The organism is Hoylesella timonensis S9-PR14, from assembly GCF_000762405.1.
Lineage (GTDB): Bacteria > Bacteroidota > Bacteroidia > Bacteroidales > Bacteroidaceae > Prevotella > Prevotella timonensis_A.
In genome coordinates this window covers 1-22,546 of sequence record NZ_JRPQ01000065.1, presented here as the reverse complement: position 1 = coordinate 22,546, position 22,546 = coordinate 1, and the positions used below count along the sequence as shown (strand labels likewise).

The window sequence follows — 22,546 nt, the reverse complement described above, 5'->3', positions numbered from 1 at the left end:
CAATGATGAATCAAAAAGATATTATGCGCAGGGCGATAGCCTTGTCCGAAGAGAGTGTGTTATCGGGTGGGGGACCCTTTGGTGCTGTCATCGCAAAAGGGGGCGATATTGTCGCAGAAGCCTCGAACACAGTAACGATAGACCATGACCCAACGGCTCATGCAGAGGTGAATGCGATAAGGAAAGCAACGCAAAAATTGGGGACATTCGACTTGACAGGATGTGATATTTACACCTCATGTGAACCTTGTCCCATGTGTTTGGGTGCCATTTACTGGGCACATTTGGACCGTATCTTTTACGCCAATAATCGAAAAGATGCCGCCCGTATTGGTTTTGATGATGACTTTATTTATCAAGAGATTGCCTTGAATCCTGCTGAGCGTCACAAACAAATGCAAGTTTTACTACCCGATGAGGCTCGAAAGGCTTTTGACAGTTGGGCAGAGAAGTTGGACAAAACCGAATATTGATGCCCTATAGGAATGCCGTAGCAAAGAAACTACGGCAGCCTTTGTATGTTTTTGGCAAGAATGGATTATTGTCCACCCAACCTATTAAAATAGGTGATGAGTTCTTCCCACGTTTTGAATTCATCGCTACCATACACCAAACAAGTGCCCATGAAATCGTTTTCTAAGGTTGGCGTAATGAGATAATCGCCCAAGAGCAAATGCTTTTGGTTGGTAAAGATTACTTTGTTGTATGCTGGTGTAGATAGATATTCCTCTACCCATGTTTGTACATCGGTCAAACTCGTATGCTCATTCGTTGGTGCAGGTGCAGTAATCAACACTTGGTACTGCTCTATGAGCATCTCATAAGCCTTGTGCATGCTGGATGTGGCTTTGCCGAAGCTGTCATGCAGAGTCTCGTAATCAATGTAAATAATGGGTCTTTCACGCTTTTCTTGCTTGTCGTCAATCCACCGAATGACGGGAATGAGATAATGAAATGCCACCTTGTTGGTCAATTGGTGCGCTCCGTGAAAGCGTATAGCGTTGGGGTAGTGTTCATAGAACATGTCAAAAGTATGCACCAGCGGGTCTTTATCGCCAAATAACCCATACACTCTTTCCCTTTCTTCGTCCGTGATAGCCTGAAAACATTGTTGGGTTATCTCTTTATACTCATTGACTAAAGATTTCGTAACGATGACTTCTTGAACCCCGTCTTTACGTGGATTCAAAAATGTTTGTTTGCCCATCATGTTGTGGTCATGCATGGTTTCGCCCATTTGGAAAGCGGGATTTACCACAATACGGTCGTAACCTTTCAGCATCTCTGTGTACATGCCGCCCATGGAAGACCCAATGATGAGGTCGGGTTGATGCTCTTGACACAGCTTTTTCAATAACTCCATAGCCTCGGCTGGGTGTATTGGCAAATCTTCTGCAATGATATTCGCTTTGGGGAGCAATTCTTTGAGAATGCTGACCGTTCCCGATTGAGCGGATGACATAAAGCCATGTACATACATAATGGTCTTGCCAACCATCAAATCAGGATATTGTTTTTGGCGTACGGTGTCCATCTTTTTAGAATTTAATGATGTGCAAATGTAGCTTTTTTTGAGGAATTGTACAAGTGTCCCTCGTTGTCTCTTCCGTTTTTTAATTAATAAGGATGTTGAATCATCGAAAAAAAACGTTATCTTTGTGACAGTAATGCTAACCTCATTGGAGATTTTGTAGAATTTATACCTAACCACTACTCACATGAAAAAAATACTTTTAATGGCTGGATGTCTGTCGTTTTTGGGATTCCCAGCAAGCAGTCATAGTTTTCCTATCGAAGAACAGAGAATAACCACCGATACAGAATGGCGAGACTTGCAAGATAATGAAGTAAATAGGTTCAAGTTGCATACTAATTATTTTGCGTATGAATCGGTGGAAAAGGCATTGTCTGGTGATCGCAAGGCATCGGAGAACTACCTTTCCCTCAATGGCACTTGGAAGTTTCATTATGCAGAAACTCCCGATGACCGACTCCATGACTTTTACTTAAGTAATCATGATGACTCCTCATGGAAAAGCATGCCCGTACCAGGCTTATGGGAGTTGAACGGATATGGCGACCCCGTATATGTAAATGTGGGCTTTGCTTGGCGTGGACATTTCAAGAACAATCCACCTTTGGTTCCTATTAAAGACAACCATGTGGGTAGCTATCGCCGCTTCATCAACATTCCCGACAATTGGATGGGACGACAGGTTATTGCCCATTTCGGAAGCGTTACCTCCAACATCTACTTGTATGTGAATGGCAAGTATGTTGGCTATGCAGAAGATTCAAAGGTGGCTGCCGAGTTTGATATTACACCTTTCTTGAAAAAAGGTCGTAACTTAATAGCTTTCCAAGTGTTTCGTTGGTGTGATGGGTCATATTGCGAAGATCAAGATTTTTGGCGATTAAGTGGCGTAGGTCGTGATTGTTTCCTGTATGCACGCAATAAAGACGTGCAAGTAAGTAACTTGAAAGTCAACACAGACCTGCAGAATGATTATAAAGATGGCGTGCTATCTGTTGATTTAGACGTGAAGGGAAACCCCATAGTAGACTTCAATTTGCTCGATGCCAATGGTGTTTCGGTATCCAAACAAACGGTAAATTTCAAAGGATTGCAACATGGAAATGTGCAGTTCAATATTCAAAATGTTAAGAAGTGGACAGCGGAGACACCCTACCTCTTTACCCTACTGACAACAGTAAAGAAAGGTAACAAGGTTGTTGAGGTGATACCGCAGCGCATAGGCTTCAAGAAAGTAGAGATAAAAAACAGCCAGTTGCTCGTTAATGGACAGCCTATCTATATACAAGGAGTCAATCGACATGAGATGGATCCTGATGGTGGGTATGTTGTGAGTCGAGAACGCATGATACAGGACATACAAATCATGAAGCAATTCAATATCAATGCTGTGCGTACCTGCCATTATCCAGACGACCCACAGTGGTATGATTTGTGTGATGAGTATGGACTTTATGTGGTGGCAGAAGCCAACCAAGAGAGTCATGGCTTCCATTATGGAGACGATTCTCCAGCAAAACAACCCATGTTTGCTAAGCAGATATTGGAACGCAATCAGCATAACGTGGAGATGTACTACAACCATCCGAGCATCATTATGTGGTCTATGGGAAACGAAACCGTTGATGGACCTAATTTCACGGCAGCGTTCAACTGGATTAAGAGTGTGGATAAATCGCGTCCCATTCATTGGGAACGTGCAGGAAAGGGTGCCAACACCGAAGTGTATTGCCCCATGTATCGTTCTCAACAGGTATGTGAAGAGTATGCAAAGTCAACTGCACCCGGTGATCAAAAGCCGCTCATCCAATGTGAATACAATCATGCCATGGGCAATTCGGGCGGCGGTTTGAAAGAATATTGGGACTTGGTACGCAAATATCCTAAATTCCAAGGAGGTTTTGTGTGGGACTTCGTCGACCAAGCTTTGCGTGATAAAAAGCGTGGAATCTATGCGTACGGTGGCGATTATAACGATTACGACCCCAGCGATAACAACTTTAACTGCAACGGACTTATCAGTCCAGACCGTGTACCCAACCCCCATATGTATGAATTGGGCTATGAGTATCAGAACATTTGGGTACAACCAATTGACTTGATGCAAGGGAAAATACAGATTAAGAACGAATATTTCTTCCGAGACTTGAGCAATTATGCGTTAGTATGGACAGTACTTGCCAATGGCAAGGCGGTGCAATCGGGAACTGTCAACGAGCTACAAGTGCAACCACAGCAAAGTGTCGAGATGGTGCTTCCATGTCATTTGGCACAAATCACCAGCCTGCCTGAAAATGAGGATGTGCAGTTCAATGTTGATTTTGTATTGAAGCAGCCGGAACCTCTCATGCAGAAAGGGCAGCGAGTAGCCTACCAACAGTTTCCAGTGAAAGATTATTATGTGGAAAAAGGCACTACGTCACTTCCCGAGATGGAACCACTTGTGTGGTATGGGAAATTGAAGAAAATAAGCAAAAAGAAAGATGCACAATTGACATTTGCCAGTCATCAAGTAACTGTGGCGTTTGATAAGCAAACCGGTTTACTTGCTCAATACATGGTGAATGGTACTTCTTACTTGGGTGAAGGAGGTACATTAAAACCTTGTTTCTGGAGAGCAGTGACGGATAACGACATGGGTGCGGGGCTTAGTACCAAGTATCAGGTGTGGCGTAACCCCACTTTGAAGTTAATAGACATGAAGGTGAAGCAACTTAAAGGTAAGGACAAGAAAATTCAGGTAGTAACCTCTACTTACGATATGCCCGAGGTAAAGGCGCAGTTGATAGTAGATTATGCTATCTATCCTTCTGGTGAGATGCGAATAGAACAAAAGTTACAGACAACACAAGGAGCAAATGTTCCTAATATGTTGCGCTTTGGCATGGTGATGCAGTTGCCTTACGACATGGAGCAAAGTGAATTTTTTGGGCGAGGTCCTATAGAGAATTACGCTGACCGTAAGTTCTCTCAGCGCTTTGGCATCTACCAACAGACAGCAGACGAACAGTTTTATCCATATATCCGACCGCAAGAAACAGGTACCAAGAGCGATATGCGATGGTGGAAGCAAACCAACAAAAGAGGTATGGGACTATTAGTGCGCTCGGATAAGCCTTTCTCTGCATCGGCATTGCATTATACGGTAGAAGATTTGGACGATGGTGTTGCCAAGGAACAAAGGCATGTGCAACAAGTGCCAAAGTCTCTTTTCACCAATCTTTATATCAACAGTGAGATGGCTGGTGTAGGAGGAGTAGATTCATGGAGTGCCAAAGCCGAGGCTTTGGAAGCCTATCGTGTGGTTTATGGCGACAAGGCATTTCGCTTTACACTGCTCCCCGTTGGGCGTTAATCAAACGAAATCTCTAAAAATCCTCTGCCATTCGTCAGCTGAGTGACGAATGGCAGAGGACGAAAGTTGGGTGAGAATGTTGTTAGCGTAAGTTTACAAGAACATCTTACGTGCGAACTCCCACACAACAATGCCAGCAGTTACCGAGACATTGAGCGAGTGTTTAGTGCCAAATTGGGGTATCTCTAAACATCCGTTGCACGCATCAACAGTGGTTTGGTTCACACCTTTCACCTCATTGCCAAACACTACGGCATATCGCTGATGACGGTTGAGCGTGAGGTGTTGTAGCTTTGTGGAGCCTTCTACCTGCTCAATGCTATACACGAAATATCCGTTTCTTTTCAATTCTTCTACCGCTTCTGTGGCTGATGCAAAGTATCGCCACGCTACACTATCCTCTCCACCGAGAGCAGTCTTGTGTATTTCGGGATGTGGGGGCGTGGCGGTGATGCCACACAGATATACCGCTTCTACTCGAAAGGCGTCGCACGACCGAAATACAGACCCTACATTATATAATGAGCGCACATCGTCAAGCACAACGATGAGAGGTAGTTTGTCGGCTTCTTTGAACTCTTTTACCGACAAGCGGTTCATTTCTATGGTCTTGAGCTTTCTCACTTTCTTGATAAATGATTATAACAGCTTGGATTGATACACCACAGCATACATTTTCATTTGTTTTGTCATCGCCAACAGTCCATTGGCACGAGTGGGCGAGAGATGTTCACGAAGTCCGATGCGGTCGATAAAATACAAGTCTGCATCAATAATTTCTTTCGGTGTGTGATTGCTCACCACACGAATAAGTAAGGCAATAATGCCTTTAACAATCAGCGCATCGCTGTCTGCGGTGAATATTAATCTGCCGTCTTTCTCATCGCATTGCAGCCAAACCCTACTTTGGCAGCCATCTATCAAGTTTGATTCTGTTTTGTATTGCTCATCTAATGGCTCTAATTCGTTGCCTAAATCAATGAGCATCTGATACTTGTCCATCCAGTCGGTGAACTCTGAAAACTCTTCTATTACCTCGTCTTGCAGTTCGTTTATGGTCATATCTTTCTCCTTTTTCCTTGTTTGTTTATCTCTTGCTTTGTGTTTTTACCAATTTGAAAAGCTTGTCATTAGGTCGTACCTTGTCGGGCACAGCAATGGAGATGCGCCAACCTTTTTCGGCTTTCGGCACGGGTTGTAGCTCGTAGCGTATCTCATTGGCGTCAAAGTACATCACGCCAGTGGTGGGACCCGTAATGAGCAAGTGCTCGCCAACCTCAATTTCAGCGGCTTCAACTGCCAACTCAGCAACGCCCAACTTAGAGAAATACTTCACTACCTTGCCCACTAAGATTTTTTTCTCGGTGGCTTTGTTGCCATAGTTCTTTGTCCATTCCCCTAACTTCTGCCCCTGATAGTAGCCGTCCCAGAACCCTCTGTTAAAAACGGCAGACAGACGTTCGTCCCATGCGTCTTTCTTCTCTTCGGTGAAAGTGCCGTCGATGACCGACTGAATGGCTTCCTTGTAACACGTTACCACGTTGTACACATACTCTGGACCACGAGCTCTACCTTCGATTTTGAACACGCGTACGCCTGCATCCATCATGCAATCGATGAAACGAACGGTCTTCAAATCCTTTGGACTCATGATATATTTGTTGTCTATCTCCAGTTGGTTGCCCGTTTCGTTATCGGTGACGGTGTACGAACGGCGGCATATTTGCACGCATTCTCCACGGTTGGCGGAGCGATTGGCGTCATGAAGACTCATGTAACATTTTCCACTTATTGCCATACAGAAGGCACCGTGGCAGAACATTTCGATGCGAACCAGCCCACCATGTGGGCCGCATATCTGTTGCGCCACTATCTGTTGGTGGATTTCTTTGACTTGATTCATGTTCAATTCGCGTGCCAAAACCACTACGTCGGCAAAGCGTGCGTAGAACTTTAAGGCTTCTATGTTCGAAATATTGAGTTGGGTAGACAAGTGTACTTCCACACCTCTCTCCACGCAATAGGTCATTACAGCTACATCGCTGGCTATCACTGCCGAAATGTTAGCGTCTTTTGCGGCATCTATGATTTGGTGCATGGTGGGAATGTCCTCGCCATAAATAACGGTATTGACGGTGAGATAGGTTTTGATGCCATGCGCTTTGCAAGTATCGGCAATATCGTGTAAATCGTCAATCGTAAAATGATTGGCTGAGTGCGAACGCATGTTTAATTGTCCGATGCCAAAATAAACGGCACCTGCCCCTGCTTGTATGGCTGCTGCAAGACTTTCACGAGAGCCAACAGGTGCCATAATTTCAAAATCTGATAGCTGATATTTCATGGTTGCAAAGTTAAGGTTATTTGTAATAATCACAAAACAAAACCGCTTTGTTTTGTTCATGAGACAGTTCAATAGGGGGTGGATAATTGGGCTGTAGAGTTGCTCTTTTTTTTTCTGAAAAATCTTTACTATGGGCTTCAATACTCGCGTATTTGCGAGCAACTGTTAGTTCGGTCGCAAATACGCGAGTATTTTAACTTCCTTATTATCAATTACTTCGTGTTTTTACTTGCCGAACATAGGTGTTGAAGCATTGAGTTAAGGTGCTTAGAGTAATGTAATAACACCACAAAAGTAATGGAGTAGTGAGCCAAAACAGTCATTATAGCGCGATTAACTCATTACTTTTGCGGAAAAAATGCGTTGTGACGAAGATAAAAATGCAATTTTTGATGCCAATGGAAAGCTAGAATCAACTTTTATTTTTCTGAATTATATTTACAATTAGCTCGTTTTCTTTCTCATGAATGTGTGTGATTTTTATATGCTTCTACAGATTGGTGGCACTGGTATAATTAAATTACTTGATTTTCTTTGTTATTCTTCAGAATACTGCTAACTTTGCTTTTGCATGAATAGAATATGGACAGCCTGTTTGTTAGTCATCGCCATTTTAATGGGATGCAGCCAGCCTCTTCCTCCAACACGTGTGGACGAGAGGTTTACCGACGATGTACTCATCAAGACAACTCCCGTAAAAAATCAAGGAGCGAGTTCGCTGTGTTGGCTCTACGCCATGTTGGGAACCATTGAGTCTGAGCGTTTGATGATGGGGGACTCGGTAGATTTATCGGTCGACTATTTGGCAAGAAAGTTGTTAGAGGAGCAGACACAAGAGGCTTTCTTTATGAGGGGAAAGAAGACCATTCTGTTGCGAGGAGTTGCATCCATGACACTTGATTTGATACAGCGTTACGGATTGCTGCATGAGGACTCGTACCCAGCTAAAAATGTGAATTACAATGTGTTGCGTAGAAAAATGCGACATTTGGCTTCTTGCGTCTCCTCGCTAAGTCAATTGCGGCATCTTATGGAGGATAAGTTAGACCAAGAGCTTGGCTCTTTGCCTCGCTTCGTCTTCTTTTTGCACGCCGAATATACGCCTTTGGAGTTTGCGCACAGTGTGTGTTTGCCTCAAGAATATTTGTCATTAACGAGTTTTACCCACCATCCATACGGAGACTCTTTTGTTTTGGAGATACCAGACAATCAGTTTAGGCAAGCGTTTAAGAATCTTCCTTTGGATACTTTAATGATGCATCTCAAAAAGGCGTTGCAAGCTGGACATCCAGTTTGTTGGGAGGGCGACATCAGTGAGCCTGGCTTCTCGTTTGCCAATGGTGTGGCAACGTTGGACAATGCGCCTGTTCATGTGACCGCAGAAATGCGGCAGCGTGGGTTTGAAACCTTAAAAACCACAGATGACCATTGTATGGTTTTAGTGGGGATGGCACACGATAAACAAGGTAGAGTGTTCTTTAAGGCGAAAAATTCATGGGGTACAAACTCCCGTTATCAAGGTTATATGTATCTCAGCGAAGCGTATGTGCGCTTTAAGACCATTGCGCTGTATATGAGTCAAGCGGCTTACCACCAATCAACGGTACGGTGATTCGCTGAAAGACAATGACATATCGTGTCATTCAATAAAAAACGGAACATGACAATACTTATCATGTTCCGTGTAACTAAGGAGTGAGTTACTTATGCATCAATGTTCGCATAGGTAGCATTCTTTTCAATAAATTCACGACGTGGTTCTACGTCATCGCCCATGAGCATGGAGAAAATCTCATCTGCATCGGCAGCATTCTCAATGGTTACTTGCTTGAGCAAGCGAGTCTTGGGGTTCATTGTGGTTTCCCAAAGTTGCTCGGGATTCATCTCTCCCAAACCTTTGTAGCGCTGCGTGTGAATGCTTTTGCTGTCTTCTTCGCCATTGGCGTATTTGTCAATGAATGCCTGTCGTTGTTGTTCGGTGTAGCAATACTCGCTGGCTTTGTTCTTATACGAACATTTGTAGAGCGGTGGAGTAGCGATGTAAAGGTGTCCTTCTTCAATAACTTTCGGCATGAATCGATAGAAGAGCGTCATAATAAGGGTGTCGATGTGTGAACCATCGACATCGGCGTCGGTCATGATGATAATCTTGTCATAACGTAGTTTGTCAATATTTGCCTCACGGTCGGCTTCTCCTTCTACACCAAAGCGCACGCCAATGCTTTGAATGATGTTCATTACTGACTCTGCTTCAAAGACACGATGCCATTGTACCTTTTCGACATTCAAGATTTTTCCACGTAAAGGCAATATTGCTTGTGTATATCTATCTCGCCCTTGCTTAGCAGAGCCACCTGCAGAGTCACCCTCGACGAGGAATATTTCGCAATCTTTTGGGTCTTTGTTGGAGCAGTCTGCCAACTTACCTGGCAATCCTCCACCACTCATAAAGTTTTTACGCTGTACACTTTCGCGTGCTTTTCGAGCGGCGATACGAGCGGTTGCGGCTAATACAACCTTCTCACAAATCTGTTTAGCCTCTGTTGGATGCTCTTCAAGATAGTTGCTGAGGGCTTCTCCTACAGCCTGTTGAACAGCACCAGACACCTCGCTATTGCCTAATTTAGTTTTCGTTTGACCTTCAAACTGGGGTTCTGCCACCTTAATGGAGATGACAGCAGTGAGTCCTTCACGGAAGTCTTCGCCAGCAATCTCTATTTTTGCTTTCTCAATTTGTTTGGAGATAGTAGGTTCGCTGTCTGCATACGTTTTCAATGTACGTGTCAATGCGGCACGGAAACCAGTGAGGTGAGTTCCTCCCTCAATGGTGTTGATGTTGTTGACGTATGAATGGATGTTTTCTGAATAGTCAGTATTGTACATGATGGCTACCTCAATAGGGATGCCTTGCTTTTCGGTTTTGAGATAGATGACATCATCAAACAGGTGTGTGCGGTGCCTGTCTACGTAGCGAACAAACTCTTTGAGTCCGTCCTTGGCATGAAATACCTCTGTTCGTGTCTTGCCTTCATCGTTAGGACGCAGGTCTGTAAGCGTGATGCGGATGCCGGCATTGAGGAAAGCAAGCTCACGCATGCGCCTTGCGATGATGTCCCACTGGAAATGAGTGGTAGTAAAAATAGAACCATCTGGCCAGAATTGTTGGCGTGTACCTCGCTTGTCGGTTTCTCCAACAACCTTTACAGGGTAGAGAGGTTTTCCCTTTTCGTATTCTTGTTGATAGATTTTGCCATCTCGGAATACCTGAGATGTCATGTGAGATGATAATGCGTTGACACAACTCACACCAACTCCGTGAAGACCTCCACTGACTTTATAGGAGCCTTTGTCGAACTTTCCTCCAGCATGGAGTACCGTCATGACCACTTCTAAGGCGGATTTGTGTAGTTTTTCGTGTTGGTCGACGGGGATACCACGCCCATTATCTTGCACAGTGATGGACTCATCTTCGTTAATGGTTACCTCTATGTCCGTGCAATAACCTGCCATCGCTTCATCAATAGAGTTGTCTACAGTCTCGTTGATGAGATGATGAAGACCTTTCTCACTGATGTCGCCGATGTACATTGCAGGGCGTTTACGAACCGCTTCCAGCCCTTCCAATACTTGAATATTACTGGCTGAATAGTTGTTTTCGGTATTTTGTTTTTCTGCCATTTTATATCTTGTAAAATTATATTTGCAAATTGAAGAAAACTTAAAGCAGACAAGTTTTCTTTGTCTGCAGAAATACTTCGTACATTGTTGCAAAGATACGAAATTAATGGGAATTGATGAAATGTTTTACAACTAAAAATGCCTAAAAGCGAGGGCCGTTTCCACCGAATTTTTATTAAATTTGCAAGTAGAAATCATGGTGCAGAAAATTACTTTTTTATTCGTCTTAGCTTTATTCGCCATTTCTTCAATGGCGGGTGTCGTATTTACCACGACACAGAAGGTCACCTTTCAACGACAACGTTATCAAGTATCTGCTGAGTTTCCGTTAGAAGGTGAGCCTGAAGCTGTAACGAGTATTCGGAATTGGATTAACGATGTGGTCGGTGTGGAAGGCGAACAGGTGAGCGATGAGCGTGCTTTCTTTCAGGTTTTGGAGCGTAGTTATCAAGATTATCTCGAGACAAATCCAGAAGGGAGTCGACACATCGAGATTTATAGAGCTTATGAGGATGAAGACTGTGTGACCTTTCAATCCGTCATTACAGATCAAGATTCTGTGGTTTGGAAAACTTGTGATTGTGCTACATTTAGCAAAAAAGATGGGCATCGCTTAAAGATAAATGAAATTTTTAATTGTTCTGAAGAAAAAATTAAACAATTAATGTGGGAATGGCGAGGTGATTTACCTGTGGAGGTGGCTTCGGCTAACGACTTGATTGTGGGAGAAGCGGGATTTATTGATGGCTGGATTGTTGTGATAGGTCCTGCACGAAATTATACGGGTGCACCTTTTCGGATTCGCTATCAGGCTGCAGAACCTTTTTTGTTGGGTTCTAAACGTGGTGGATATTACCACGATGCGCATACCAAGTCTTCGAGAAAATAGTAAAAGGCCACATTTCATAAGAGATGTGACCTTTGAATATTTTCAATGTTAAAATAGACTTATCCGAGGCTGTTAATGTGTTGTGACAAGCTTGATTTCAAGTTTGCAGCCTTATTCTTATGGATGGTATTAGTCTTAGCTAATTTGTCTAACATTTTCTGTACTACAGGAAATAGCTTGATAGCTTCATCCTTGTTGTCCATAGCACGCAACTTGCGCACTGCATTACGCATTGTCTTTGCATAATACTTATTGTGCAAAGTCTTAACTTTGTCCTGACGGATTCTTTTAAGTGATGATTTGTGGTTTGCCATCTTCTTTGATTTTCTTTTTATTTCAGTAGTAGTCCCTAGCAGAATCGAACTGCTCTTTTGAGAATGAAAATCTCACGTCCTAACCGATAGACGAAGGGACCGTGCCATTTGATTAGCGGGTGCAAAGGTAGGACAATTTTCTTTATGTACCAAATATTATCTGATATTTTTTAATAAATCAATGAAAATTAGTATTTTTGTTCTTCAAATTCAGAATTAATGTTGGTAAAGACAGAAGCAATTGTACTGCGTGCACTTAAGTATGGCGATGCTCAATTGATCGTGGATTTGTTCACAGAACGAATGGGTTGCGTCACTTTTATACACCGTGTCAAGAAAACGAAGCATGGGCGCATAGGAGTACAGTTTTTTCAGCCGCTTACTCATTTAGAAATCGAATATGATGCACTTCACAATGGACGTCTTCCACGCTTGAAAGAGGTGCGTATGGTTAATCCATATTTAAGTATTCCTTTTGACGCATTGAAGCTTTCCATCTCGCTTTTCATTGCCGAATTTCTGTATCAATGTGTGAAAGGAGAACAAGCCAGTGGGGCGTTGTATCAATATGTAACGACAAGTGTACATTGGTTAGATGCTGCGACAACAGGTTTTGCTAATTTCCATTTGGTTTTTATGTTGCATTTGACTCGGTTTATTGGATTTTATCCTAACTTGGAGGACGACACGGGTCATGAATTCTTTGATTTGCGCAATGGCGTCTTTACACCTAATCAACCTGCGCATGGGGATTTTATTGTGCCGAGTGAGGCATCAAAAATTCGACTGCTCATGCGAATGAATTACGATTCCATGCATGTTTTTAAGTTTACCAGGCAGGAACGCAACCGTTGCGTTGAGATGATATTAAAGTTTTATCGATTGCATGTACCTTCGTTCCCTGAGCTAAAATCGCTCTCGGTGTTGCAAACGCTATTTCAGTAAATATTAGATGCAATGTCTTCTTCAAAAACACCATGCAGCCAAAGTTAGCCCAAACTTATCTTCCCAACCAAGATTCGGGGTTCAGTTTTGCGGTGCCATGGCGTAGTTGGAATTGTAGAATATTATCTTTTCCTACAGTGCCGAGTGCCTGCCTCGTACTTACTTTTTGTCCTTTCACAACTCTAACGGAACTCAAATTACAGTAAACAGAAATGTACGAGCCGTGACGAACCATGATGACCGTTGTTCCTCCGTACGTCATGACGGCACTCACCTCGCCATCATAGATAGAACGAGCTTGACAGCCAGCACTTCCTAAGATATTGATACCTTTATTATCGAGCGTTACATTCTTGAGTCCTTCCACTTGATACTGCCCAAAATGGCTCACAATTCTATAACCTCCTGTGATAGGGATAGGTAATCTCCCTCGATTGGCTTCAAATCCACCACTCAACATTCTATCCACAGAACTCATTTTCAAGCTTTCGTCCGCTCTTTTCTGGGCTCTTTCAATGTTTTCTTTGTTGCGTACAGCATCGCTTACCGCTTTTCGTTCGGCAGCCACACGCGCTGCTTCAGCTTCTCGAGCTTTTTGCTCAGCCGCTTCTCGAGCTTGTGCGGCAGCACGCGCTTGCGCTTCCGACTGTTCTTGGCGAGCCTTCTCTGCTGCGGCGGCTGCAGCTCGTGCTTGTGCTTTTTGTTGTTCTTCTCGCTGTTTGGCTTCAGCGATACGTCGTGCGTTCTCGCGGGCTTCAGCTTCGGCTTCAGCTTTCTTTCTGGCTACTTCTGCAGCTCTCTTTCGTGCAGCTTCTGCCAATGCCGCTTTTCTCTTCGCCTCGGCCTCAGCACGTGCCTTTGCCTTTGCTACTTCTATGGCTATCAACTTATCAATTTCGGCATTCAGAGCAGCATCTTTTTGCCGCTGTTGAGAAATAACAACTTGGATGGTTTTTTGTTCTTTCTGCAGACTGCTTACCTTCTGCTTCTGTTCATTTTGTTGGCCTTCAAGTGTTTCCTTTTCCTTCTTTCCTTTCCAAAGCAAATTATTCTTCTGTCCTTTTACGCGATGCAGCTGTGCTTGCTTGTCGTTTACTTGTTGCTGTTTGGCTTTCAAGCTTTCACCTTGGGCACGTTGGTAGGCAGCATAGTCACGCACAAATTGATAACGACGGTACATTTGCGCAAAGTCTTTTGCCGAAAAGATAAACATTAATTTTTCTTGAATGGTATGACTGCGAGTCATATACGCCATCGATTTGATATATTTTTTCTTTCGTTCAGCCAGTTGTTCCTCTAAGGTTTGGAGTTGTGTATGCAGTATTTGGATATTTCCATCCAAATGCTGTATGTCGCTCTCAATGGTCTCTATGTTTTTCTGTCTGTCCGTGATGGCGGTGTTGAGAATGAGAAGATCCTGCAAACGCTTCTTGACATCAGATTGATTTTCTCGAAGTGCACGCTCTTGTTGCTTGATTTTACGCTGTACTTGACTACGTTGATTCTCTAAGCCCTTAATGGATGGCGTAGAGTACTTGGCTGTCTTACTATTTTTTTTCTTGACGTTTGTGGTCTTCTTTGTAGTTGTTGTGGTCTTTGCCTTCCTTTTAATAGGAGTCCGTTTCTTCTGTGCCGAAAGAGAAATCGACAAAGACAGTGCTACAAGTATAATTAGATATCGTTTCATTTACTGTTTAAAAGCTTTCCTATAATGTCCTCTGCATCTACTCGTTGATAGCGATTGGAAACGGTGGAGCGTTCTTCCCAATCTGCATCTGTTTTTATGTCGTCCATTGCTATCGTTACTTCTCCATGCTGACGGGTCTTTGCACCTTGGCGAGTCGTAAAGGTAAACGACTGTGTTGAAGGAAAATATTGCAACCCAATACTCTTAAAGTTTTGATAATTCCATGTCAGAACAGATTTTTCTTGTTGACTGTTCACATAATTTATCACCGCAGTAGCTATTCGCCCATTGTTTTTGTTGGCATTCCAAAGATAGGTCATAGCTCCCTTCACTAAAGTAATGGGGTAAAAGTCTCCAGCTTGAGTTAGATTTACTCTAAAGTTTTCTAAGTCTGATGCTTTAACTTGCTTTTCTCCAGGAATCATCAATTGGTTCCAAAACAGTGCCTGCAAGCTATAAAAGTTTAATCCATTGTTTCGCAGGAATGCAACATCGTCATAAGTGGCTTTGACATATTCCTTGTGAATCCTATCAATGACAAGCACTCCATCGGGTGTAAATTCTATCCTACCAACTTCACTACCCAAGAATGGAATGAATAGTTGCAGGCGTATTACCTTGTCTTTACGCATCTTCAATGAACCCGGTGCAGAGATGCGCTGACTGCCACGTGTTAATTGAAAAGATATTTTTCCCACAATGTTTGGCGCATATACCCCATTGTCTATCACCTTCTTCACGAAGAGGTGTTTGCTCATCTCTTCCGCAGGTATTTGAGTGGATTGCTTGGAAATCTCTCCTTTTGCGGGTTCCTTCGTCATACTCTTTTTTGATGCACAAGAGGTAATGAAGAGAAGCCCGAAACTCAAGTATAGAAAGTTTATGATGTGTTTCATTTTTTGATGTATTTCTTCTGTTTTATCTTTCTTTCAATGAAAGCCTTGTCACTTTTATCTGCCAGTTTTAAGGCTTTGGTCCAATACTCCAATGCTTGCTGCACCTGACCGTTCATTGCATAAATATCTCCAGCATGGTCTATGATAACACTGCTTTGCAAAGAGTCTGTGTCATTTTGAAGAGCTTGGTCAATATACAACTTCGCCTCTGTATACCGCTCTTGTAAGAATAAAATCCAAGCGTATGTGTCTAAATAAGTGGCATTGGAAGGCTCTGCCTTGATGGTTCGATAACTCATCTCCTCGGCTTTAGACAGCTGTTTCCCATCTTCACTCAGGAAGTATGCGTAATTGTTCAAGCAACTGATGTTATCGTCTTTCCACTGCAAGCAACTATCGTAGGCAGCAAACGCTTCTGTTTTATCACCTTGTTGGTGCAATAGGTCGCCCATCATGGCATAAAACTCACTCACTAAGCCAGCATCGCTATTGGCATTGATCGTACTCACGCCTTTCCTTAATGCTTCAATGGCTTGTTTTTGATGATCTTGCTGAACGTGCGCCCATGCTAAATAATAGTAGTAGGCCATTTCATTAGGAGTGAATTGTGCTCCTTGTTCGCAAATCTCTATTATTTTCTGCCAATTCTTTTTGGGTACATATGTCTGCAAGAGTTGCAGTCGAGCAGCCGATTGTTCTGGTGCGATATCAATCACATGCTGCAAAGCCGCCTGTACCGTGTCCGTTGGCATGTGTTTCAAGTACATGTACGTTGCAGCCAAAGAGGCGATATCTGCATCTTTGGGATTGGCTTTCATTACTTTTTGGAACAGGTTGAGTATTTCTGTACTGTCACGTTGATGCGCTTCATTGTCGCGAATCACTTGTTGAAACATCGTTAATTTGGTTTGCAATGGCGTTTGCTTACTCATCAAAATACGATCTCGCAAATCTGCTGCCTTGTCTTTATCACCCACGGTGTTGTAGTAATCGTACAGTGAAGCCAGTACTGTAGCATTGTTAGGCTCTTCCTTGTAAGCTTGTGCAAATAATTGATAAGCCTTTTTTTGCTTATCGTTCTGCATCAGCCAATTGCCCAACATTACTCGATATTCAACATCATTCGGGAAAGATTTTGTCAACGCTTTCAATGTCTCATAGGCTCGGGTCTTGTTGCCCTGCATCTCATAGATATTCATTCTCGACAAAGTCAGTTCTGCACTTTTGCCTTCAGCTAATTCTATTCTATCTATGATTGACAGCATTTTGTCATAATCCTTCTGTTGATTGTATAACTGTGCCAAAATGTTGAGCACGTCCGACCGTTCATGATGGCTTTCATAGATTTGCTCATAAGCAGTAATTGCTTTTTCGTAAGCGCCCGTACCGATATAATATTGTGCCACTCGTTCTTGATAATCGGTGTTCTTTGGCTGAAGTGAAGCTGCCTTTTCAAAGTTTTGAAGTGCCAACGAGTCATTGCGCTGGTTGGCATACAGCTGTCCTTGTAAGAAATAAGCTTCGGCAGCTTGTGGGTGAATGGCAAGGCATTGTTTCAACAAGTCAAAGGCTAAGTCATTTTTCCCATTGAGTTGTTGGCACACGGCTTGCAAGAACAGATAGTCATAGCGTGTTTGAGCATCATCCCAAAGCATGGATTTCAGTCCTTCTTCGGTCACAACTTCTTCCTGACTCTCTTGTGCAAGCATGGGCTTAGAGAGAAACAGAAGCATGAATAACATCCATGTCCAAGGGGTATGATATTGATACAATATTTTCAACTTATTCTATATTTACGTCTAACCATCAATTATTTGACACCAGTGTGACCGTATCCTCCTGCTCCTCGGTCGGTTTCGTCTAACTGTGTCACTTCAACAAATTGTCCCTGCTCATGTTGAGCTATGACCATTTGAGCAATACGCTCACCATCGTTGATAACAAACTCCTTGTCAGAGAAGTTCACTAACAGCACCTTAATCTCGCCTCGATAATCGGCATCGATTGTTCCTGGAGTGTTCAATACAGTAATCCCATGTTTCAGAGCCAGTCCACTGCGTGGTCGTATTTGTGCTTCATAGCCTTCGGGCAGTGCGATATACAACCCCGTAGCTATGAGTTTGCGCTCCATAGGTTTCAACACCTGCGGAGCTTCAATGTTTGCTCGCAAATCCATTCCAGCACTTTGTGCTGTTGCATAGGTTGGTAAAGGTTGGTGTCCTTTGTTGATAACTTTTATCTGTATCATCTTATTCGTTCTTCATTTAATCTGGAAATCATGCCATCACTTACGTAGTCTTTCTTCGTATGATGCTGATTATAAGATGCAAAAATAACGAATAATCGCCATAATGTGGCATTTTTATCCTTAAAAAGAACCAAATTACACAAATTACTTGTACTTTTGTGCTATGAAGTGGCAATCTTTAATTTCTAACAAACGCTTCGGACAAGAGTTAAAACATGCCGAGCGTCATGACGATCGGTCGGAATTTAAGCGTGATTACGACCGTCTCATCTTCTCTGCGCCATTTCGGCGTCTGCAGAACAAAACGCAAGTCTTTCCGCTACCGGGGTCTATCTTTGTCCACAACCGACTGACTCATTCTCTGGAAGTGGCTTCTGTCGGCATGTCTTTAGGAATGGATGTCTCCACTTTGCTTTGCGAACGGCACCCCAAATTGCGTGGAACCTTGTTTGAACAAATTGGTACCATCGTGAGTGCCGCATGCTTGGCGCATGACATGGGGAACCCTCCATTCGGTCATAGTGGTGAACGAGCCATACAAACTTTTTTCACCGAAGGAGCTGGAAATTATTTGCAATCACGTTTAAGCAAACGCTTTTGGGATGATATCACCCACTTTGAGGGCAATGCCAACGCATTCCGATTGCTTACTCATCGTTTTAACGGCAGACGTATCGGTGGGTTTGTCATGACATACGCCACCTTGGCAAGCATTGTAAAGTACCCCTTTGCCAGCAGTTTAGCAGGAAATCATGGCAAATTTGGCTTTTTCTCCAGTGAAGAGGAAACATATATAAAGGTGGCAGATGAGTTAGAAATCATGAAACTTTCGCAACCAGACGAGCCGATACGCTATGCACGGCATCCTTTGGTTTATTTAGTAGAGGCTGCAGATGATATTTGTTATGAAATTATGGATATTGAAGATGCCCATAAACTCAAGATTCTTTCTTTTGAAGAAACTGCACATTTGCTGATGGGCTTCTTTGATGAAGAAACACAAAGGCACATCAAACAGCGTATAGCGGACGAGGGACTTACCGATAACAACGAAAAAGTTGTGTATATGCGAGCCTGTGCTGTTGGCAAATTGGAAAACAAATGCGTTGAAGCCTTTGTTGCTAACGAGGAGGCAATCTTGAATGGAACGTTCGAAGGTAGCCTCATCGACCACATTGACGAAACGCAACGTCAGGCCTACAAGCATTGTTCGACACTTTCATATCAGCGCATTTATCACAGCAAGCCCGTGTTGGATGTAGAGTTAGCTGGTTATAAAATTATGCAAACACTGATGGAAACGATGATTGAAGCTGCAGTAAATCCCGAACGGTTTTATTCGCAACAGCTCCTCCGTCGTTTTAGTAGCCAATACGATATACAAAGTCCTGACCTTGAAACGCGCATCATGGCTGTCATCGATTATATCAGTGGCATGACCGATGTGTATGCGTTGGAGATTTATCAAAAAATCAACGGCATATCTTTGCCTATCATTTGATAAATTGTAAAGTTTTTGTCATATCCTCACACCTTTTTTATATAAGCTTTACCTCTCTGTCTAAAAAGACAAAGTTCATAAAAACGCTCTTTTTCAAAAATTAGACGCAATGAAGTTTTTCATAGAACTTCATTGCGTCTTTTACGATGAGGTATGCTCAAGGTTATAGGCGAATGGTTTTTATCCCATTTTTTATAGAAACGCCTTTGAAGTTTTCGTTCACGATGCGACCTGAAAGATCGTAGCGAGGTGTTTCATTGTTAGTTTGTAACGACCCTACAATATTTTCAATAGCAGTGTCTTCACCTTTATGAACGGCTAAAACATAAACTTTTGTCTCGTAGGCTTTGAGCGACCCCACCACCAACTCGTTTTCGATTTGAGTGTCAGTTTTCGACCAAACTTCGTGGCAATCGTATTTCGTGTCTGCTTTTAGATAAAGATTGATGAGTTTTAGTGCGGGTATCTCTACCGTCGAGCCACTGCGGTTAGTCACAGATACAGCCATGCGTCCACCTGTCAAATCTTTAACATAGACATCGTACCCCGTACTAGAGTAGTTCACCTTACCTGTTGAAAGCGACTCCATATATTCAGCCTGTTGTCCGAGTGCATCTTGGTTAATGGCAAGAATTTCTTTGTTGGTTAGCGTTTCAATGTCGGCATTGGTAATCAGTGGGGTAGGTAGGTCTTGAATAGAGTTCGCCTCACCTTTAGGAGTTTCACGGAGGTCACACGTCAAAGCCAGCGGACTTGCAAGCATGCACCACAATGACATTTGTGTACGTGCTTGCGAATCGGTCAAACCCTTAATCTTCCCACCATTTTGTTGATGTGCAGCCGTATTGTTGCTCGGTCCTCCTAAGCCATGAAGTCCGATACACATCATATCGAGGTCATTGAAACGGTTCACTCCAGCGTACATCCATAAGCGTCGAACTTCGTCAACGCCACCAATTACACCTGGTCTCGAGTTGTTACCTATCCAGTCTTCACGAGCATCACTTGTGGCACGCCAGCTTGATCCTCCTGCTTCGGCACCCCACGTCCAAGGTTGGGTTTTACCCCACTCACAAATGTTGAACACGAAAGGCGTTTCGCCTTTGGCTTTGCGTGTTTTGTTAAGTTCGGCTATCACCTTCCCCATTCGGGAATAGCTCACTTGAGTGCTTGCTTCACGGTTACAGTAATCATATTTAAGCATGTCTACGCCCCATGAGTCGAACAACGCAACGTGTTGGGATTCATATCCGTACGACCCTGGTTGATAATTCTCGCAAGTCATAGACCCTGCGTCACTATAAATGCCAACTTTCAATTGCTGATTGATTTTCTTGAGGGCGGTTTTTAAGCCAGTAATGCCATCAGGAAACTTTAGGGCGTCATATGTCAAGTCGTTCTTGTCGGTGGTTTGTTTAGCCCATGTGTCATCCAACACGATAGAATTGAAACCAGCATCAATAAGTCCGTATTTTTGCATGCCTTTGGCAATGTCTATTATTTTATCGTGAGCGATGGAATGCGCAAACCAGTTCCATGTCAGCCAGCTCATCATAGGAGTTGGAGACTGCATGTGAGCGTCTACGATAAGGCGAACTTTAGTCAGTGTTTCTTCTCCTCCGTTGTCCCCTTTGGTCTTCACCGTGTACACATATTCGCCCTCACTTGTGGGCGCTGTGCCTGATACGTACTTGTATTGATTGCCCAAGGCGATGCGATCCTCTTTCAGCGACAAGGTTGGGATTGCCTGAAGGTCAACGTCAATGACTTTCTCTCCTTCATTGGGTGTCAACTTGTGCATGTATGGCGCACCGGGAAGGGCATACATTAATGTGGCACAAGGCATAGAACCTGCAGAGAGATCAACAAACTTCCATGCGGAGTTGCCGTCATCGGCACGCCAAAGGTTGAGGACACAACCATAGTCAATGCCACCAGTAAAGTTGAGCGAGGGAGAGCTTGCTGTGGGGTTTGTGATTTCGCTTGGAAGGATAGCCACACTTTGGTCAGAGAGATAGTACATCTGCCAAGTGCTTGCCTTTGATTTTTCTGTCGTATATCTCACATAGCTTTCGTTGGTATGTGTATGACTACTACCGTTTTCCACGTTGATATAAGTAAGATAGCATTTCGCAGACAAGTCATAAATGAAATAATGCCCTTGGCTTTCAGATTCAATCATGATAAATTTATCCGCCTCACTTCGTTTGGTGGTATGATGCAAGTTGTTGCCTGTCATCTTGATATAAGCCATGGGCATTTGCAACAAATAAGGATATTTCTTTTCTGCCTCTATGCCATTGGTTGGCGTAAAGAATTGGATGAACTTCACGTCTATTTGGTAGTTGAGGTTGTCTATCGTCACCTTCGCCACGCTACCGCCACCAACACTTACCTTCACATCGCTTTGCCGAAGGTCGCCTTCGATAGTTATTGATTGATTTCCCTGTGCATTCAGTCCTTTGAACACTTGCCCGTTGATGGTAACCGTTGCAGAACTGGGCATACCGTCGCTAAAAAGAATATAGTTGTGTTTCACACCCACTTCTGTCAAGAACCACCTTGAACCAGCGTCCTGAGTGCCGTTGTCCGTCCAAAGTCCAAGCGTAACGGTGCCGTTTTCAGGATTAGAGTTGCCTACGCCTTGAAACCAATTTAAGTAGATACTTGCAACACCAGTGGTTGTGTAGGGTTGAATTTCGAAAGCCCCACCCTGTATCTCCGTGATTTTATAAATGGCAGCCTTTTGTTTTGCATCCGTCATTGACACAAAGCCTTGTTTGGGAGAATACTGGTTAGCTACCTGATAGCTCACCCATTTGTTGGCGGTCATATTATAGATGTAGTAGGAATCGACTTTGTCACTCTTGTAAAAGGCAAACTTGGCATAATTTGCCGAGTTCTTTGTTGGTGATGTCGTTGCGTTGCAATAATAACCTTGTCCATTGGTTATCGTGTAACAGTGTTCAGGCTTTCCATCTGTAGGTAGCGTTTGGCTTGTCTGGATAGTTGCCATGGCATTGAATGCAATAGTTAGTACATACGTTAAAAATAAAAATTTCTTCATTCCAATGATTTAAGTTAAGTAAGGCTGGTTCTATAAATTAGCTTTGTTAGATTTTGAGCTTATTTTTGAGGTCAAAATGCAAGAGAGT

17 protein-coding genes are annotated in these 22,546 nt (G+C 43.2%); 6 read left to right on the top strand and 11 right to left on the bottom strand.

Annotation, left to right across the window (positions count from 1 at the left end; translation table 11 throughout):
- Nucleotides 1-5: 5 nt before the first annotated feature.
- Complete coding sequence (locus HMPREF9304_RS03270) at nucleotides 6-473, top strand: nucleoside deaminase (protein WP_036926462.1); 468 nt, start codon at nucleotides 6-8, stop codon at nucleotides 471-473.
- Nucleotides 474-538: 65 nt separating this feature from the next.
- Here HMPREF9304_RS03270 and HMPREF9304_RS03265 read toward each other — a convergent pair whose 3' ends face one another.
- Nucleotides 539-1,534: a YqiA/YcfP family alpha/beta fold hydrolase gene (locus HMPREF9304_RS03265; RefSeq protein WP_036926400.1), complete on the bottom strand. Its 996-nt coding sequence runs from the start codon at nucleotides 1,532-1,534 to the stop codon at nucleotides 539-541.
- Between the two features lie 184 nt (nucleotides 1,535-1,718).
- Here HMPREF9304_RS03265 and HMPREF9304_RS03260 point away from each other — a divergent pair, with 184 nt between their 5' ends.
- Nucleotides 1,719-4,889 (top strand): glycoside hydrolase family 2 TIM barrel-domain containing protein, encoded by a 3,171-nt coding sequence (locus HMPREF9304_RS03260; RefSeq protein ID WP_036926398.1) that lies wholly within the window; start codon nucleotides 1,719-1,721, stop codon nucleotides 4,887-4,889.
- Nucleotides 4,890-4,982: 93 nt separating this feature from the next.
- Here the strand turns inward: HMPREF9304_RS03260 and HMPREF9304_RS03255 are convergent, their stop codons facing one another.
- The 3 genes from HMPREF9304_RS03255 to HMPREF9304_RS03245 are packed head-to-tail and all read right to left on the bottom strand — an operon-like array spanning nucleotide 4,983 to nucleotide 7,233.
- Nucleotides 4,983-5,513 carry an RNA methyltransferase gene (locus HMPREF9304_RS03255; protein ID WP_036926397.1) on the bottom strand — a complete coding sequence of 177 codons (531 nt, stop codon included), beginning with the start codon at nucleotides 5,511-5,513 and terminating at the stop codon, nucleotides 4,983-4,985.
- 15 nt (nucleotides 5,514-5,528) lie between these two features.
- The gene (locus HMPREF9304_RS03250; RefSeq protein WP_008123896.1) at nucleotides 5,529-5,951 is read right to left on the bottom strand and encodes a SufE family protein; all 423 of its coding nucleotides are present in this window, start codon (nucleotides 5,949-5,951) and stop codon (nucleotides 5,529-5,531) included.
- A gap of 25 nt (nucleotides 5,952-5,976) precedes the next feature.
- On the bottom strand, nucleotides 5,977-7,233 hold the full coding sequence (locus HMPREF9304_RS03245; RefSeq protein ID WP_036926460.1) for a peptidase U32 family protein: 1,257 nt from the start codon (nucleotides 7,231-7,233) through the stop codon (nucleotides 5,977-5,979).
- Between the two features lie 571 nt (nucleotides 7,234-7,804).
- On the opposite strand from HMPREF9304_RS03245, the gene HMPREF9304_RS03240 reads away from it, so the two are divergent.
- Nucleotides 7,805-8,845, top strand: a complete 1,041-nt coding sequence (locus HMPREF9304_RS03240; protein ID WP_036926395.1) for a C1 family peptidase — start codon at nucleotides 7,805-7,807, stop codon at nucleotides 8,843-8,845.
- A 92-nt stretch (nucleotides 8,846-8,937) separates the two neighbouring features.
- Here the strand turns inward: HMPREF9304_RS03240 and gyrB are convergent, their stop codons facing one another.
- Entirely contained in the window at nucleotides 8,938-10,911 is a 1,974-nt protein-coding gene (gene gyrB, locus HMPREF9304_RS03235) for a DNA topoisomerase (ATP-hydrolyzing) subunit B (RefSeq protein WP_036926392.1), read from the bottom strand.
- A gap of 196 nt (nucleotides 10,912-11,107) precedes the next feature.
- On the opposite strand from gyrB, the gene HMPREF9304_RS03230 reads away from it, so the two are divergent.
- Nucleotides 11,108-11,800, top strand: a complete 693-nt coding sequence (locus HMPREF9304_RS03230) for a hypothetical protein (protein WP_036926390.1) — start codon at nucleotides 11,108-11,110, stop codon at nucleotides 11,798-11,800.
- Between the two features lie 59 nt (nucleotides 11,801-11,859).
- Here the strand turns inward: HMPREF9304_RS03230 and rpsT are convergent, their stop codons facing one another.
- Nucleotides 11,860-12,114, bottom strand: coding sequence for a 30S ribosomal protein S20 (gene rpsT / locus HMPREF9304_RS03225; protein WP_008123888.1), 255 nt, complete (start codon nucleotides 12,112-12,114; stop codon nucleotides 11,860-11,862).
- A gap of 219 nt (nucleotides 12,115-12,333) precedes the next feature.
- Between rpsT and recO the strand changes: the two genes are divergently transcribed.
- On the top strand, nucleotides 12,334-13,059 hold the full coding sequence (gene recO, locus HMPREF9304_RS03220; RefSeq protein WP_036926389.1) for a DNA repair protein RecO: 726 nt from the start codon (nucleotides 12,334-12,336) through the stop codon (nucleotides 13,057-13,059).
- Between the two features lie 55 nt (nucleotides 13,060-13,114).
- Here recO and HMPREF9304_RS03215 read toward each other — a convergent pair whose 3' ends face one another.
- The 4 genes from HMPREF9304_RS03215 to dut are packed head-to-tail and all read right to left on the bottom strand — an operon-like array spanning nucleotide 13,115 to nucleotide 17,890.
- The gene (locus HMPREF9304_RS03215; protein WP_036926387.1) at nucleotides 13,115-14,746 is read right to left on the bottom strand and encodes a murein hydrolase activator EnvC family protein; all 1,632 of its coding nucleotides are present in this window, start codon (nucleotides 14,744-14,746) and stop codon (nucleotides 13,115-13,117) included.
- Nucleotides 14,743-15,642 (bottom strand): lipoprotein insertase outer membrane protein LolB1, encoded by a 900-nt coding sequence (lolB1, locus tag HMPREF9304_RS03210; protein ID WP_052045878.1) that lies wholly within the window; start codon nucleotides 15,640-15,642, stop codon nucleotides 14,743-14,745. The genes HMPREF9304_RS03215 and lolB1 overlap by 4 nt, the downstream gene beginning before the upstream one ends.
- Nucleotides 15,639-17,423, bottom strand: a complete 1,785-nt coding sequence (locus tag HMPREF9304_RS03205; RefSeq protein ID WP_052045876.1) for a tetratricopeptide repeat protein — start codon at nucleotides 17,421-17,423, stop codon at nucleotides 15,639-15,641. Before HMPREF9304_RS03205 ends, lolB1 begins: the two co-directional genes overlap by 4 nt.
- A 29-nt stretch (nucleotides 17,424-17,452) precedes the next feature.
- Nucleotides 17,453-17,890 (bottom strand): dUTP diphosphatase, encoded by a 438-nt coding sequence (dut, locus tag HMPREF9304_RS03200; RefSeq protein ID WP_036926385.1) that lies wholly within the window; start codon nucleotides 17,888-17,890, stop codon nucleotides 17,453-17,455.
- Between the two features lie 163 nt (nucleotides 17,891-18,053).
- Between dut and dgt the strand changes: the two genes are divergently transcribed.
- Nucleotides 18,054-19,391, top strand: coding sequence for a dGTP triphosphohydrolase (gene dgt, locus HMPREF9304_RS03195; protein WP_036926384.1), 1,338 nt, complete (start codon nucleotides 18,054-18,056; stop codon nucleotides 19,389-19,391).
- A gap of 163 nt (nucleotides 19,392-19,554) precedes the next feature.
- On the opposite strand, the gene HMPREF9304_RS03190 is transcribed toward dgt, so the two are convergent.
- The gene (locus HMPREF9304_RS03190) at nucleotides 19,555-22,458 is read right to left on the bottom strand and encodes a glycoside hydrolase family 27 protein (protein ID WP_036926382.1); all 2,904 of its coding nucleotides are present in this window, start codon (nucleotides 22,456-22,458) and stop codon (nucleotides 19,555-19,557) included.
- Between the last annotated feature and the right edge of the window lie 88 nt (nucleotides 22,459-22,546).